At 43.1% G+C, this 12920-nt stretch carries 15 protein-coding genes; 9 read left to right on the forward strand and 6 right to left on the reverse strand.

The genetic code is table 11. The features are described from left to right. Positions 1-155: 155 nt before the first annotated feature. Positions 156-1265 carry a hypothetical protein gene (locus tag A1232T_RS01630; protein ID WP_244152334.1) on the forward strand — a complete coding sequence of 370 codons (1110 nt, stop codon included), beginning with the start codon at positions 156-158 and terminating at the stop codon, positions 1263-1265. Continuing rightward, complete coding sequence (locus A1232T_RS01635; RefSeq protein ID WP_077447738.1) at positions 1262-1618, forward strand: RnfH family protein; 357 nt, start codon at positions 1262-1264, stop codon at positions 1616-1618. The genes A1232T_RS01630 and A1232T_RS01635 overlap by 4 nt, the downstream gene beginning before the upstream one ends. Before the next feature lie 146 nt (positions 1619-1764). Here A1232T_RS01635 and A1232T_RS01640 read toward each other — a convergent pair whose 3' ends face one another. After that, positions 1765-2136 (reverse strand): outer membrane protein assembly factor BamE, encoded by a 372-nt coding sequence (locus A1232T_RS01640; protein ID WP_077447739.1) that lies wholly within the window; start codon positions 2134-2136, stop codon positions 1765-1767. A 303-nt stretch (positions 2137-2439) separates the two neighbouring features. Between A1232T_RS01640 and fur the strand changes: the two genes are divergently transcribed. Next, complete coding sequence (gene fur, locus A1232T_RS01645; RefSeq protein ID WP_077447740.1) at positions 2440-2877, forward strand: ferric iron uptake transcriptional regulator; 438 nt, start codon at positions 2440-2442, stop codon at positions 2875-2877. Between the two features lie 207 nt (positions 2878-3084). Here the strand turns inward: fur and A1232T_RS01650 are convergent, their stop codons facing one another. Beyond that, complete coding sequence (locus A1232T_RS01650) at positions 3085-4182, reverse strand: type IV pilus twitching motility protein PilT (RefSeq protein ID WP_077447741.1); 1098 nt, start codon at positions 4180-4182, stop codon at positions 3085-3087. A gap of 238 nt (positions 4183-4420) precedes the next feature. On the opposite strand from A1232T_RS01650, the gene A1232T_RS01655 reads away from it, so the two are divergent. Continuing rightward, entirely contained in the window at positions 4421-5119 is a 699-nt protein-coding gene (locus A1232T_RS01655; RefSeq protein WP_077447742.1) for a YggS family pyridoxal phosphate-dependent enzyme, read from the forward strand. A 128-nt stretch (positions 5120-5247) separates the two neighbouring features. Here A1232T_RS01655 and A1232T_RS01660 read toward each other — a convergent pair whose 3' ends face one another. Beyond that, a complete protein-coding gene (locus A1232T_RS01660) occupies positions 5248-6909 on the reverse strand; it encodes an NAD+ synthase (RefSeq protein WP_077447743.1) in 1662 nt (553 codons plus the stop codon). A 405-nt stretch (positions 6910-7314) separates the two neighbouring features. Between A1232T_RS01660 and A1232T_RS01665 the strand changes: the two genes are divergently transcribed. Then, on the forward strand, positions 7315-7773 hold the full coding sequence (locus A1232T_RS01665) for a hypothetical protein (protein WP_244152335.1): 459 nt from the start codon (positions 7315-7317) through the stop codon (positions 7771-7773). A 155-nt stretch (positions 7774-7928) separates the two neighbouring features. On the opposite strand, the gene A1232T_RS01670 is transcribed toward A1232T_RS01665, so the two are convergent. After that, positions 7929-8471 carry a cell division protein ZapA gene (locus tag A1232T_RS01670; protein ID WP_077447744.1) on the reverse strand — a complete coding sequence of 181 codons (543 nt, stop codon included), beginning with the start codon at positions 8469-8471 and terminating at the stop codon, positions 7929-7931. A 42-nt stretch (positions 8472-8513) separates the two neighbouring features. Continuing rightward, positions 8514-8987: a hypothetical protein gene (locus A1232T_RS01675; protein WP_077447745.1), complete on the reverse strand. Its 474-nt coding sequence runs from the start codon at positions 8985-8987 to the stop codon at positions 8514-8516. A 394-nt stretch (positions 8988-9381) separates the two neighbouring features. Between A1232T_RS01675 and A1232T_RS01680 the strand changes: the two genes are divergently transcribed. From A1232T_RS01680 to A1232T_RS01695, 4 genes are all read left to right on the forward strand, one after another. Beyond that, entirely contained in the window at positions 9382-10038 is a 657-nt protein-coding gene (locus A1232T_RS01680; RefSeq protein WP_077447746.1) for a UPF0149 family protein, read from the forward strand. A 208-nt stretch (positions 10039-10246) separates the two neighbouring features. Continuing rightward, on the forward strand, positions 10247-10735 hold the full coding sequence (locus tag A1232T_RS01685; protein ID WP_077447747.1) for a nucleoside deaminase: 489 nt from the start codon (positions 10247-10249) through the stop codon (positions 10733-10735). A 30-nt stretch (positions 10736-10765) separates the two neighbouring features. Beyond that, a complete protein-coding gene (gene argE, locus A1232T_RS01690) occupies positions 10766-11998 on the forward strand; it encodes an acetylornithine deacetylase (RefSeq protein ID WP_077447748.1) in 1233 nt (410 codons plus the stop codon). A 60-nt stretch (positions 11999-12058) separates the two neighbouring features. After that, positions 12059-12739: a LysE family translocator gene (locus A1232T_RS01695; RefSeq protein WP_077447749.1), complete on the forward strand. Its 681-nt coding sequence runs from the start codon at positions 12059-12061 to the stop codon at positions 12737-12739. Positions 12740-12855: 116 nt separating this feature from the next. Here A1232T_RS01695 and A1232T_RS14580 read toward each other — a convergent pair whose 3' ends face one another. Further along, on the reverse strand, positions 12856-12915 hold the full coding sequence (locus A1232T_RS14580; RefSeq protein WP_077447752.1) for an IS3 family transposase: 60 nt from the start codon (positions 12913-12915) through the stop codon (positions 12856-12858). Positions 12916-12920 lie beyond the last annotated feature (5 nt).

Here is a 12920-nt window from a genome sequence, read left to right on the forward strand (position 1 = left end):
CTTTAAATCTATGGCGGGTGTTTAAACTTTTTAATTGAGCCCAATATCTATATCTATGTTTAGACATGCGTTCTAGATACGCGAATACATTTGATTTGGCTGTTCAAAATCAGTTAGATTGTCATTAACTACAATTTCAACCCATGGATATCAGCATGCAAAATCGTTTTGCCTCACTATTTATTGCTGCATTATTGCCTCTACTTCTATTTAGATGGTTTGTCCCTACGCCTGTTGGCCAAATAGACTTTTGGCTAATGTGGCTACTGGCAATGGTGGTAGTAGGTCTGCCGCTATTATATGCAGAGATTGGCTTGGCTCATCGCAGTCAAAAAATACCTGCTAAAGGTATTCAGGAGCTCACTAGGCAGGCGGATACCAGCACCATCTGGCGTAGCTTTGTGTGGTTAACCGTGTTGTTATCTTTGGTGATTGCAGGATTAAGTATTGATGCTGTTAGTGCCAATCTATTAGAGGCTACCCAGCAATTGGGCTTATCACTGGATGTGCCTCCTTACGCATTGGGCGTGATTATGGTGGTGATCGCAGGGATGCTAAGCTTGTTGGGCGGCAGTACCTTAGTGGTCTCTTTGGCCCTGATTACTGTGGCTTTTGTTATGGCTGCCGTAACCAATATGTCCTCAATCGCTCTGATTATGACAGAGCCTAGCTTAGGTGAGTGGGCCAGAGCAGTAACGCTTGCGTTGGTGAGTGTGGGGGTGGGAACAGGCCTGTTTTGGTTCAATAACCCCTTGGTTCGCCATAATCCCAACCACAGTGCAGAGATTGGGCGTAATACCCGCGAGATTGCGACAAAGACGGTATTGCCTATCTGGTTAACGCAGCTGGTCATTGGTAGCATGGCCCTGATATTTACCACAGGAAGCTTTGCGCCAATTACCACTTTAGTGTATGCCTTTGGTGTTTTAGCAGCTTCAGCCTTTTTTATGCATTACGCCAGTGCTCAGATTGCCAATGTCTTCCAAAGATTCGGTATCTGGATAGCCACCGCAATTAGTATGCTATTGACCATATTGTTAGTGGTCATCGCAAGCCCTCAGTCTTTGGCTGTGGTATTGGTGATTGTGAGCGTTCTGAGCGCTTTGGTATTGGCTATTTTCTCAGGTTGGCAAATGAAAATTAGCCACATGCGTAAATCTTTAAACTTCAGCTCAGAAGGTATCTATAACCTGTGGCGTGTGGCCATTCGTATTTTAGCGCCCTTGCTGATTATTGTGGCGGTAGCAGGTTGGTTGATGTCATGATTGAAAGTTCATTTAATGTCTTTGATAAAGATCAGGCCGGACTACCAATAAGTCTAGCCTATGCACCGTCAGCCACCCAAAGTCTATATTTAGAGATGGAAGTGACTGAGGGCACAACGCTACTACAAGCTTTACAGCAATCAGGCTGGATCCAGCAATATCCTGACTTGCAGCAGTGGTGTGATGAGCACGCTCAAGATGAGCAAATTAATAATAAGACTTGGGCGGTGGGCGTATTTTCGCAGAAGAAGCTACTAAGCTATGTGCTACAAGCCCATGATCGAATTGAGATTTATCGACCTTTGACTATTGATCCGATGCGTAAACGCAAGAAGCGAGCAATTCGACAGTAAGGGATAAGCTATATATACAAGCTAAGATAAGGCAAGATACAAGATAACCCTCTTTAATTATAAAGAGGGTTATCTAATTGCAAGGCAAGTACTATAGAGTGTGATTAAATACTATAGAGTGCGATTAAAAATGGAGTGTGGCCCAATTATTTGGTAGCAGGAAGGCTTTCGATACCTTCTATCTTAACCACAGTTTCAGACTCATCAAAGTAAATGATTAGGTGTTGACTGGCGTTAGTAATCGTCTCTTTGCCGTCGCGTTTGCCATAAGTCCCTGGAGTATAGTCGTAGATATAGTCCCAACGGTTAGGAGCTAGAGTATCACGCATGGCTGGGCTACCTAGTAAATACAGAACTTGGTTCTTGTTCATACCAGGCTGAACTTGCTGTGCTTGTGCCTGGGTAATTGGTGTCCCTTGAGGTAAATCAATGGTGTAGACGCCAAAAATTGAACAGGCAGATAGTGAAAGCGTGGCGGTAATAGCGATAGGGTAAAGTAATTTTTTTAATATATTCATAATTTCACGTTTTAGAATTACCTAATGTAATCTTTAGAGTAAGCCCCTAAGGATTCAGACAGTGATGAAAACTACCAATGTTCTGGTAATTATAAACTGATAATAAAGTTTTGATAAGATAAGCCGTTAAACTGATGGGCTATTCCCCAGATTTAGTCTAAGCTAGGCTTAGCTGGTTTTAATAAATGATACGTCAATTACTTGCAATTGCCTACCACTTACGAGAGTATTTAACTAAAATTTGTATTATTTAGTAGTTTAACACGGGTTCCACTCATAAATTATAAAGTTATAAGGATTACAATGACAATGATTAATCAAGAGTTACGTAAAGCGGGTTTGAAAGTCACTTTGCCTCGTATCAAGATCCTTGAGCTATTAGAAAATGCTGAAGACCATCATATGAGTGCCGAAGAGGTCTATAAGGCTTTGATAGAGCAAGGAGAAGATGTTGGCTTAGCCACAGTCTATCGTGTGCTAACCCAGTTTGAGCAAGCGGGTATTGTTGAGCGTCATAATTTTGAAAACAACTTATCTGTGTTTGAAATTACACAAGATGAGCATCACGATCATATGGTCTGCGATGTGTGTGGCAAGATTATTGAGTTTCACAACGCAATCATTGAACAAGAGCAATTAAAAGTAGCTGAAGAGCATGGGTTTAGATTGTCTGGCCACTCTTTAGTGCTTTATGGCTTATGTGAAAATGAAGAGTGTCAGGACTCGGCCAAAAAGCCATAGCCTGGGAAGCACTAGGAAGTTAACAGTAGCCCTGCTGCTAGAGTAATATCAGTGGTGCCAGAGTTAGCAGCTGGCTAAGTTGCCGTTATACACCCGTTTTAAACGGGTTTTTTTATGGCTGATTTTTGATGAGTAAAGTGGCGTTGTTTGATAGTTAAAATAATCAAAGAAGCAGGTGCAACTCTCTGGTTTAGCCTTCTAGAGGAGTTAGGGAGTCAGGCTATCTGCAGCAATAATATTAGCATCGACTAGCTGCTGTAAAGACTGCTCGATAGTGCGCATGCCAAGATTATTGCTAGTCTGGATAACCGAGTACATTTGCGCCAATTTATTTTGACGAATTAAATTACGAATGGCAGGAGTGGTCATCATAATTTCATGGGCTGCGATACGACCTCCCTGGATACGCTTTACTAAAACTTGAGAGATGACTGCTTGTAATGACTCTGATAGCATGGCTCTGACCATGTCTTTTTCAGCAGCAGGGAAGACATCTATCACTCTATCTATGGTTTTGGTCGCTGAATTAGTATGCAAGGTTGCGAATACCAGATGCCCAGTCTCAGCGGCAGTAAGTGCCAGCTGGATACTGGTTAAATCTCTTAACTCGCCAATGACAATCACATCAGGGTCTTCTCTTAAAGCAGAGCGAAGAGCAGTGCCAAAATCTAAAGTATGCTCAGAGACTTCACGTTGGTTGACCAAGCTAACCTTTGAGTCATGAACAAACTCAATAGGGTCTTCAATCGTTAGAATATGGGCAGGTTTGGTGCTATTGATATGATCAACCAAAGCCGCCACCGTGGTAGATTTACCGCATCCTGTGGGTCCGGTGACCAGCACCAATCCTTGGCGAAGGTTTGCAATTTTCTCAAAAGTGGCTTGAGTGTCGGGTTGAAGATTTTTGGTTTTGGCAGCAGAGGCGGTCATGCCAGAGGTAGGATTTAAATTTAGCTGTGCTAAGTTTGGGACCTGTGACGGTATGCTTCTAAATACAGCAGCTGATCCTCGGCTTTGTGCAAAGGCATTGACCCTAAAGCGACCGATGCCGGGCAAAAAGAAAGCGTAGTCAAGCTCTAGGTGCTTTTGAAACTCATTATATTGAGCAGGGCTCATGGTGCTTTGAATATAAGCATTCACTACAGTGTCCTGCAGGGCAGGCATATCAACTGCAACCATATCACCGTCTATCCGTAACATAACGGGCATCCCAGCAGATAAGTGTAAGTCCGAGGCTTGGCATTGAATGGCATGAGCAAGTAGGGGCTGAATGTTATCGAAGCTTAGTCCTTGCGTGTCGGACACTTAGGTCCTCCTTGTGAGATGAATGGCTGGCGGTAGCATAGCAAGTCTATTAGCCCTATGAGTGACTTTTTTCAAAACACTTGAGAGCTGTCAGTGCTTATTAACACCGGTTAACATCAACAGATCTTAAATAGGTGAGGGGTGTGGACTTGGTAAACATTTGCCAATAGAGGATAGGGGGCGACAAATGTTACTATTAGAGTATGAGCAAAAAAATAAATTATAAGAGGGCAATATAATGAAAGAGACCTTGCTACAAAGATGGCAACAAGTGACCGAACAAATTGATAAAGCATGTGCAGATTCCAATAGAGACTCTGTGACTTTATTGGCGGTATCTAAGACCAAGCCTGCGCAGATGATTGTTGAGTTAGCGCAAGCGGGACAGGTACATTTCGGAGAAAACTACCTGCAGGAAGCTGCAGAGAAGATGGCGGAGATTAAAGAGTTGGGTGCAAGCTCACCCGCTACCCAAGCTATTGTTTGGCATTATATTGGTCATATTCAGCGTAATAAGACCCGAGACATCGCTGAGAACTTTGACTGGGTACACACCATTGAGCGGGATATTATTGCCAAGCGTTTGAACGATCAACGCCCAGACGACCTAGGCAAACTGAATGTACTAGTGCAGGTCAATATCGACAATGAAGACAGTAAGTCTGGGTGCCTGCCTAGCGAGCTAGATAAGCTGATAGCGACTATCAAAGGCTATGATAAGCTGAGCTTACGCGGGCTGATGATTATCCCTTCAAAAGAAGGTACCGATGCCTTTGAACGTACCAAAAAGCTGTTTGATGAGATTAAGCAGGCTCATCCTGAGCTGACACAGTGGGACACACTGAGTATGGGAATGAGTGGGGACATGGAGCAAGCCATCGCTCAGGGCTCTACTATGGTACGTGTTGGTAGTGCCATCTTTGGGGCAAGAGAGTAGCTTGAGAGCATAAAGTTAAGAGCATAAAACTAAGATCTAAAAAAGGAGCTTCAATCTAATTGAAGCTCCTTTTGTTTTATAGCTTATTTGCTTTATAGCTTACTGATGACAGAGTGAAAGCAAATCTGTTATTTGCTTTCAATACTCCAACCATTAACTAAAGGATAACGACGTTCACGGCCAAAAGCTTTATGACTAACTTTGGTACCGATGGCTGCTTGACGGCGTTTGTATTCGCTTCTGTCTACCAGGCGAATGGTCTGACGTACCATATCGGGGTCAAAGCCTTTGGCGGTAATTTCATTAAAGCCCAAGTCATTATCAATGTAGTCTTTTAAGATGGCATCTAGTACCTCGTAATCAGGCAAACTGTCTTGGTCTTTTTGATCAGGACGTAGCTCAGCTGAAGGAGGACGAGTGATAACACGCTCTGGAATAACATCAGTATCTTCCAGACGGTTACGGTAATTAGCTAGGGCGTAAACTTGAGTCTTATAAACGTCTTTTAAGACATCAAATCCACCGGCCATATCTCCATATAAAGTTGAGTATCCCACAGCCATTTCAGATTTATTGCCTGTGGTGATAACCAAGTGGCCAAACTTATTAGACAAGGCCATTAAGATCATACCGCGGGCACGGGCTTGAATGTTCTCTTCAGTGGTGTCCATTTTAGCTTTGCTAAATAAAGGCGCTAAGGTATGGCGCATACCCGCAACTGCGTCATGGATCGGGCAAACGGTATATGACACATTCAACCTACGCGCTTGAGCTTGGGCATCTTCTAAGCTGATTTGTGAAGTGTACTCATAAGGCATCATTACCGCATAAACTTTATCTGACCCTAAAGCGTCAACGGCGATACATAAGGTTAAAGCAGAATCAATACCGCCTGAAAGACCGACGATAACCCCCTCAAAGCCTGAGTGGTTCACGTAGTCACGTAGACCCACAACCAAGGCCTGATAAGTTTCTGACTCAGCACTTAGCTGTAGTGGGGCTTTGGCTTGGGTATCAAATTGACCGCTTTCAATATCGAAGCTGGCATACAGCAGATGCTCTAAGAAGCGAGGCGCTTCATGGGCTACTTCACCGCTGGCTTGAACCGCCATAGAGCCACCGTCAAATACCAGGTCATCTTGACCGCCTACTGCGTTAACATAAACGATTGGTAAGTTGTTATCTGTCGCTCTTTTATTTAATAAAGCCTGGCGAGTGTGCTGTTTTCCAGCTTCAAAAGGAGAGGCGTTAATAGTGACTACTAAATCAGCGCCTTGATCTTTTAAGGCCTTGATAGGATCTTCTTGCCATAAGTCTTCACAGATTAATAGGCCAATGGTAAGACCTTGGTAGTCAAAAAGAACTTGGTTGCGGCCTTTATCAAAATAACGGCGCTCATCAAATACGCCATAGTTAGGCAAGTATTGCTTATGGTAGAAGCCTTTTTGCTGTCCGTTTTGAATGATGGCTGCTGAGTTGAACGTACCGTGATAGTCGACGTGTGGGTAGCCGATAATCATAACGATATCATTGATATCAGTTAGCGAGCTTAACGCTGCTTTGACTCGATCAGATAAGCTTGGGCGTAGTAGTAAATCTTCAGGTGGGTATCCCAACAAGGCCAATTCTGGGAATATGATGATGTCGGCACCGTTGTCACGCGCTTCGATGGCTAGGCTACGCATTTTTTGGATATTATTCTGGATGTCTCCCACCATAAAGTGAGATTGAGCCATTGCAAATTTCAGCGACTTTCCTTTTAGTTCAGTGCTGGTGTTTTCATTAGACATTATTAGGTCCTATTCATTATGGGGTTAGCGCTAAACGTCTTGCTACAAAAGCAACTTATTAAATTTTGTTAGTGTTGATCTTGAGTCAGATGACACTTAGCGTTTGTGTTAAGGGGTTCTGTGTTTTTTATAATTCAAAGTATTATCTGCCAAGTTAGCCTTGCTAATATAGAGAGCTAACGGTTGTTGCCAAATAAAATTCGTCACTTCTCATATTTGATATATGAGTCATACCTTATCAAATCCTACTTTATCAAATACAGTAGGGCGGATAATTTCTTGTTGTTTCCATTGTTAACGATTTTTGTAGTCGAAAAACGATACAATTACCTTTAGTATAACATCAAATTTTTGTGTTATATCTAAGCCTTATCTATTTAGCGGGCAAAACTAGGAAATTTTATCATGTTTGCATTCGTCTTTACCCTTATCCTAATCTGGCTTGCTATGTGGGCCTTTTTTAAATTTATGTATCCCAAACCGCCAAAAGAGTTCATGCCAAAAAAAGGGGATGTTATTACGCCAAGAGACTGTGACTTTTGTGGTTATCCCTTAGCTGAGTATAGAGGAGTAATGGAAACCATCCCAAAGGCACAAATCGCTGAGGCCGAGCAGAAGCAAATCAGTAAGCTGGCCGCAGAGGTGGATGCCATTAAGCAACAGGTGTTATCTCATGAGGCAGCGGCTAAAGACAAAGCCCATCAAAAAACACTGACTCGTCAGCAAAAGAAACAAGCTTCAGCTCAATATGAGCAGCTTCAAAAACAGCTGTTTGAAAAAAATCAGCAATTAAAGAAAATGACGAGCTGGTTTTTTTGTAATTATGATCATCAAGCTGATTTTCATGCAAGGCGGGCGCCTTAGCTTGTGATAAACCAGTGGTCAGGCAGTTTGTGAGCAGCAGTTTGAAGTATATAAGATGTATATAAACAGCAGCCTGAAATAATAGCTGGCAAATAAAAGGCTGCACAACGGTTCGGCAGCCTTAAAGAGGGGTATCACAGCCAATTGGCTTATTGCTACTGCTGAGCTAACTGCATGTCTTGAATCATTTGTTCAATCAGTTGATTGGCCTGCTCAATACTTTGCTCATTAGCCACGGCGTGATTTTTTGACTGTTGTAGCTTTTCATAAAGGTTTAGGCAGCAAAGCACCAATAAGTTCTCATGAGGCAGTTGAGGGGCCTGAGCACGAAGATCTTCGATGAAATTATTGATAAAATCGCTAGCAGCAAAAAGCTCTTGTTCTTCACCGACTGGGCAATTGATAGTATAGTTTTTATCTAAGATACTGATATCAATAGCATCAAACTTAGGCTGATCATCAAGCTCTGGTTCTGGCTCGACTGCCTCATCTTCAGACATCTCTGAAGAGCTAAGAGACTGTTCTGAGTGATCGCTGTGGTAGTCTATAGAATCAAAGTCTTCTGTTTGCTGTTTATTGTCTATCTCGTAAGCTTCTTCAGTAACCTCTTCGGCTGCAGCCTCAGATAAGACAGACTGCTCGTCAAGGCTAACCTCAGAGTCTTGCGGCTCGTAGTCATTTGGATAATCGTTGGACATAGTTTTCTCTTAAATAATTAGGATAATGAAGCTAAGTAGGTCTTACTCTACAGCTTGGTCAATTAAAGTTAAGCGCTGCATGACCACTTTGGTATGCTCTTTTGCCAAGCGGTTTTTTTCTAATAACATTTGATTCGCTTGTTCTAACGCTTCACATTTTTGTAGCAGCTCATTGTAATCGTCATTTAGAGTGTCGTGTGCTTCAGTTAGACTCTTATGCTCATCGTTAAGCTGATTATATTGTTGTTGTAGAGTCTCTTGCTCTTGCTGCACCTGCTCGAACGCACTTTGGGCGTCAGACAAATCTTGCTCAAGCTTTTGCTGAGCTTGCTGCGACTGCTCATAAGTATTCTCAATGTCGCTAAGCTGTTGCTGTAATTGTTCAACTTGCTGGACATCTACCTTAGGGGCAGCTTTTAAAGACAGTAGCTCATTATGAGAGGCATCATAACGCTGTCGAATATCGTGCAATATAGAATCTAAGTGTTGCAGTTTTTCAATTAAAGGTTGAGTCATGGGGTATCACTTCTAATAAAGTCGGATAAAAAAATAAATGCAAGGTTATGTATATAATACCTTTAATAATGCCACAGATGCCCACATTATATCTAGCAGTAGGTTGTTAACGAATGTGTTTGTAATGGCTCAGAATTTGATACTTTGTCATAAGCAAAGCTAAAAAGATGAGCAAATACACCCCAACAATTTAACAAAAAAGCACTGTGCTCTAATACACTGCCTAATACCAAATTAGGTCAATAACAAGTTAGGTCAATAACAAGTTAGGTCAATAACAAGTTAGGTCAATAACAAGTTAGGTCAATATAAAGTTAGACAAATAAAAAGCTAGGTCAATAAATAGCACCGCACTTAGTAATAAAATTCACCGTTGATAAAAAAGGTAATTGTAATGAATGACGATATTTCAGGCTGGAATGATTGGGAAAAAGCGTTTTCTGATTGGACCGATGTGACCATCAGCGAGCTGCATGGTCTAATGACTGGGCTTATGACGGTGTGTCATGCCCCCACTAAAATTGAGGAGTGGGAGCAGCTGCTGAGTGAGCTTAGCTTCTCTATTCCTAATGAAGCAGCTTTAACCTTATTGGCAGAAGAGGCGGAAGATACGTCGTTTCAGTTAAAAGATAAAGATGACGCTTATCAATACTCGCCATTGGTACCAGACGATGAGCATGACTTGTATGAGCGGGTAATGGCGCTAAAACAGTGGGCTAATGGCTTCATGACTGGCTTTGGGGTGACAGATTGTACCTTGACGGCTGAAGAGAATGTGATGTTCTCTGATCTGGCAAAAATTGGCAGCATCCGTATCGACCCTGATGACGAGTTTGAAGGGGGTGAAGAGTCTTATCTATATTTATATGAGTTTGTGCGTATGGTGCCGGTAAGCTTGGCAGTTCGACCACGTAAATCTATGATGAGCCTGCCACTTATCGCCGGCTTAGCTATTGATGCCAAGACTGCTAAGGAATTAGAGCAAGAAGGGGTTAAGCCTAATCCACTGCCACCGGTTGTTGATATTATGAATCAAGACAACCCGTCTTAAAGGCAACTCTAGCTCTTTTAAATTTTAATATCTCAAAGTAAAAAGCCAGTCCATATAAAATGGGCTGGCTTTTTGTGTTAAATTAAAGGCCGTTGTTCATAATCTGCAGTTACCTGCCTGTGGTTAGGCTAATTATGGTTAGATGATAAAACTTAAAGTTGACCTAACGGGAGCTTGGCAGAGTATGACGAATAAACAGGAGGTTTTCATGATAACTGAGCAGGACAGATTGCATTTACAGCGCTGTATTGAGCTGGCTTCTGAAGCGCTGCAGGCAGGGGATGCGCCCTTTGGGAGTGTGTTGGTAGCCGGCAATGGTGAAGTCTTGAAAGAGGATCGTAACCGCATCAACAGCCTTGAGGCAACTTATCATCCTGAGCTAGCTTTGGCACAATGGGCGGCTGCCAATATGAGTGAAGAGGCGCGCCGTCAAGCTGTGGTGTACACCTCAGGGGAGCACTGTGCCATGTGCTCTGCGGCGCACGCTTGGGCCGGATTGGGCCGCATAGTTTATGCCAGCTCATCTGAGCAATTGCAGCGCTGGCAACAAGAGCAAGGCCTGGGTGGTGATGCGCCAATAAATAGCCTAAGCATTAATGAGGTGGCCCCTCATATTGAAGCCCAAGGTCCGGTAGAGGGGCTAGATGAGCAAGTCAAATCCCTGCATCTACGAGCTTGGCAACAGCCACAGTCTTAGTTTTATCATTTTATTTTGTAAGGAAAACCCATGACCTCGCTAAATCAAACCTCTTCTTACCCCAGCGATAGCATCGAGTGGCTCAAGCGATTAATCGCCTTTGATACGGTGAGCCGTCATTCCAATTTAGCACTTATTAAAGAGGTGCAAGCTTATTGTGAAAGCTTAGGACTTGAGCCGGTGCTTACCTTTAATGAGTCACAAGATAAAACTCAAAGTAAGGCCAACTTATTTGTGAGTGTACCAGCTTCTGGTGGCCTAGCAGGGGAGGAATCTGCAACTCTCAATGGGGGCATAGTGCTGTCAGGGCACACAGATGTGGTCCCTGTTGACGGTCAAGATTGGGCATCAGATCCCTTTAAAGCTGAAGTTCGTGGCGATAAGCTATATGGGCGAGGCGCTTGTGACATGAAGGGGTTTATTGCCTGTGCTTTAACCTTGCTGCCTCAAGCGGTATCGTTATCAAAGCTAGGTAAACTAAATAAGCCATTGCATGTGGCTCTATCTTTTGATGAAGAAGTCGGATGTCTGGGAGCCCCTCTTATGATTGAGGAGCTACAGCAAAGAGGGGTGCAGCCAGATTACTGCATCGTCGGTGAACCTTCTTCTATGAAAATGGTCGTCGCTCATAAAGGCATCTCTGTATTCCGCTGCTCAGTGCATGGTAAATCTGCACACTCATCGCTCACCCATCAAGGGGTAAATGCCATTAGTTACGCCGCTAAGCTAATTGGCTTTATTGACGAGCTGGCAGGTAGGTTGGCCGACTCTGATCAAACAGATCCTCTTTTTGATGTGCCTTATTCTACTTTATCGATAGGCACTATTAAGGGCGGTACCGCGACCAATATTGTTCCTAATCTTTGTGAATTTACCTTTGACTATCGCAACTTGCCGAGCATGGGCACGGCAGATATTCTACCCGCCATTAAACAAAAGATTGGCGAGCTCAATGAGCAAATGCAGCAAGTGGATACGAACACAGGTATTGAGATTGAGCAGTTAGAAAGTGTGCCTGCCATGACCGACACTGAAAGCGAGGCTCTACAACAACTAATAGCCGGCCTAGTAAGTTCTTCAGCCCGTCACAAAGTGGCCTATGCAACGGAAGGAGGGCAGTTTACCAATGCCGGTATCCCTACTGTGATTTGTGGCCCAGGCAGTATCGAACAGGCACATAAGGCCAATGAGTTTGTTGAACTAGAGCAACTGGCTCAGTGCGATGTTTTTTTAAATAAACTACTAGAAACTTTGCAAAGCTAACCAAACCGAAGACTTAATCACCACAAACCTCATAGTTCCCATTTTTTAAGGCAAGACTGCATGAGCCTGTCCGTATTTTTGTTGTTCTTATTTAGCACCGTGTTAGTTTCTGCCACGCCTGGCCCCAATATGCTACTTGCCTTCCAGTACGGGCTAAATCATGGGGTGCGTCAGACCTTGTGGGTATTGGCTGGCCTGAGTTTTGGGTTATTTATGCTATTGGTATCGGCCTTATTGGGCATCGATATTATTAGCCGCAAACTGCCTTGGTTACTGACTGTGATGAAAGTAGCTGGGGCGCTGTATCTAATTTATCTGGGCGTGCAGTCTTGGAGGTATGCAGATGATACTGTGCAATTTAACAAAGATGCTGAGTCTCAAGTTCCTCAAAGTCAGACTCAAGCTCAAGCTAAAGGTCATATAGTCAAAAGCGCAACACAGCGTTTTCGGCAAGGCATGTGGGTATCCCTGTCTAATCCTAAAGCCATCTTGTTTTTTGCTGCCTTTTTTCCCAAATTCATTAACTTTAATGCCCCACTGTGGCCGCAATATGTGTGGTTAACGTTAGGATTCTTTATTAGTGAAACCACTTGGCAAATGGCGTATACCATAGGGGGAACTAAGCTATCAGGCTGGCTAGGTCAGGGCTCAAGACTGCTTTGGCTTAATAGAATATGTGGTCTGATATTTATATTTATCGCTATCGCACTGCTGTGGGAAGTGGTGGCTGTAAACATTTAATAGTCGATATCTATGAACAGTGTTTATTGACTGTTTAATAAGATATGAAAACTAAAATAATCAAAAAAAGCGCCTAATGATGAATGAACTGACCCCCAAATGTTGGACGGTTTAGTTTAGATCAAGGACTGAGTTCTGTATTGCACAGGACTCAGTCCTTTTAGTTTAAGTTGAATACGTT

This window comes from Psychrobacter pasteurii, assembly GCF_900162815.1.
GTDB lineage: Bacteria > Pseudomonadota > Gammaproteobacteria > Pseudomonadales > Moraxellaceae > Psychrobacter > Psychrobacter pasteurii.

Excerpts from the sequence above, each read along its gene's own strand:
- A1232T_RS01630 (WP_244152334.1), top strand. The coding sequence starts at position 156 with ATGCAAAATCGTTTTGCCTCACTATTTATTGCTGCATTATTGCCTCTA.
- A1232T_RS01635 (WP_077447738.1), top strand. The coding sequence starts at position 1,262 with ATGATTGAAAGTTCATTTAATGTCTTTGATAAAGATCAGGCCGGACTA.
- A1232T_RS01640 (WP_077447739.1), bottom strand. The coding sequence starts at position 2,136 with ATGAATATATTAAAAAAATTACTTTACCCTATCGCTATTACCGCCACG.
- fur (WP_077447740.1), top strand. The coding sequence starts at position 2,440 with ATGACAATGATTAATCAAGAGTTACGTAAAGCGGGTTTGAAAGTCACT.
- A1232T_RS01655 (WP_077447742.1), top strand. The coding sequence starts at position 4,421 with ATGAAAGAGACCTTGCTACAAAGATGGCAACAAGTGACCGAACAAATT.
- A1232T_RS01660 (WP_077447743.1), bottom strand. The coding sequence starts at position 6,909 with ATGTCTAATGAAAACACCAGCACTGAACTAAAAGGAAAGTCGCTGAAA.
- A1232T_RS01665 (WP_244152335.1), top strand. The coding sequence starts at position 7,315 with ATGTTTGCATTCGTCTTTACCCTTATCCTAATCTGGCTTGCTATGTGG.
- A1232T_RS01670 (WP_077447744.1), bottom strand. The coding sequence starts at position 8,471 with ATGTCCAACGATTATCCAAATGACTACGAGCCGCAAGACTCTGAGGTT.
- A1232T_RS01675 (WP_077447745.1), bottom strand. The coding sequence starts at position 8,987 with ATGACTCAACCTTTAATTGAAAAACTGCAACACTTAGATTCTATATTG.
- A1232T_RS01680 (WP_077447746.1), top strand. The coding sequence starts at position 9,382 with ATGAATGACGATATTTCAGGCTGGAATGATTGGGAAAAAGCGTTTTCT.
- A1232T_RS01685 (WP_077447747.1), top strand. The coding sequence starts at position 10,247 with ATGATAACTGAGCAGGACAGATTGCATTTACAGCGCTGTATTGAGCTG.
- argE (WP_077447748.1), top strand. The coding sequence starts at position 10,766 with ATGACCTCGCTAAATCAAACCTCTTCTTACCCCAGCGATAGCATCGAG.
- A1232T_RS01695 (WP_077447749.1), top strand. The coding sequence starts at position 12,059 with ATGAGCCTGTCCGTATTTTTGTTGTTCTTATTTAGCACCGTGTTAGTT.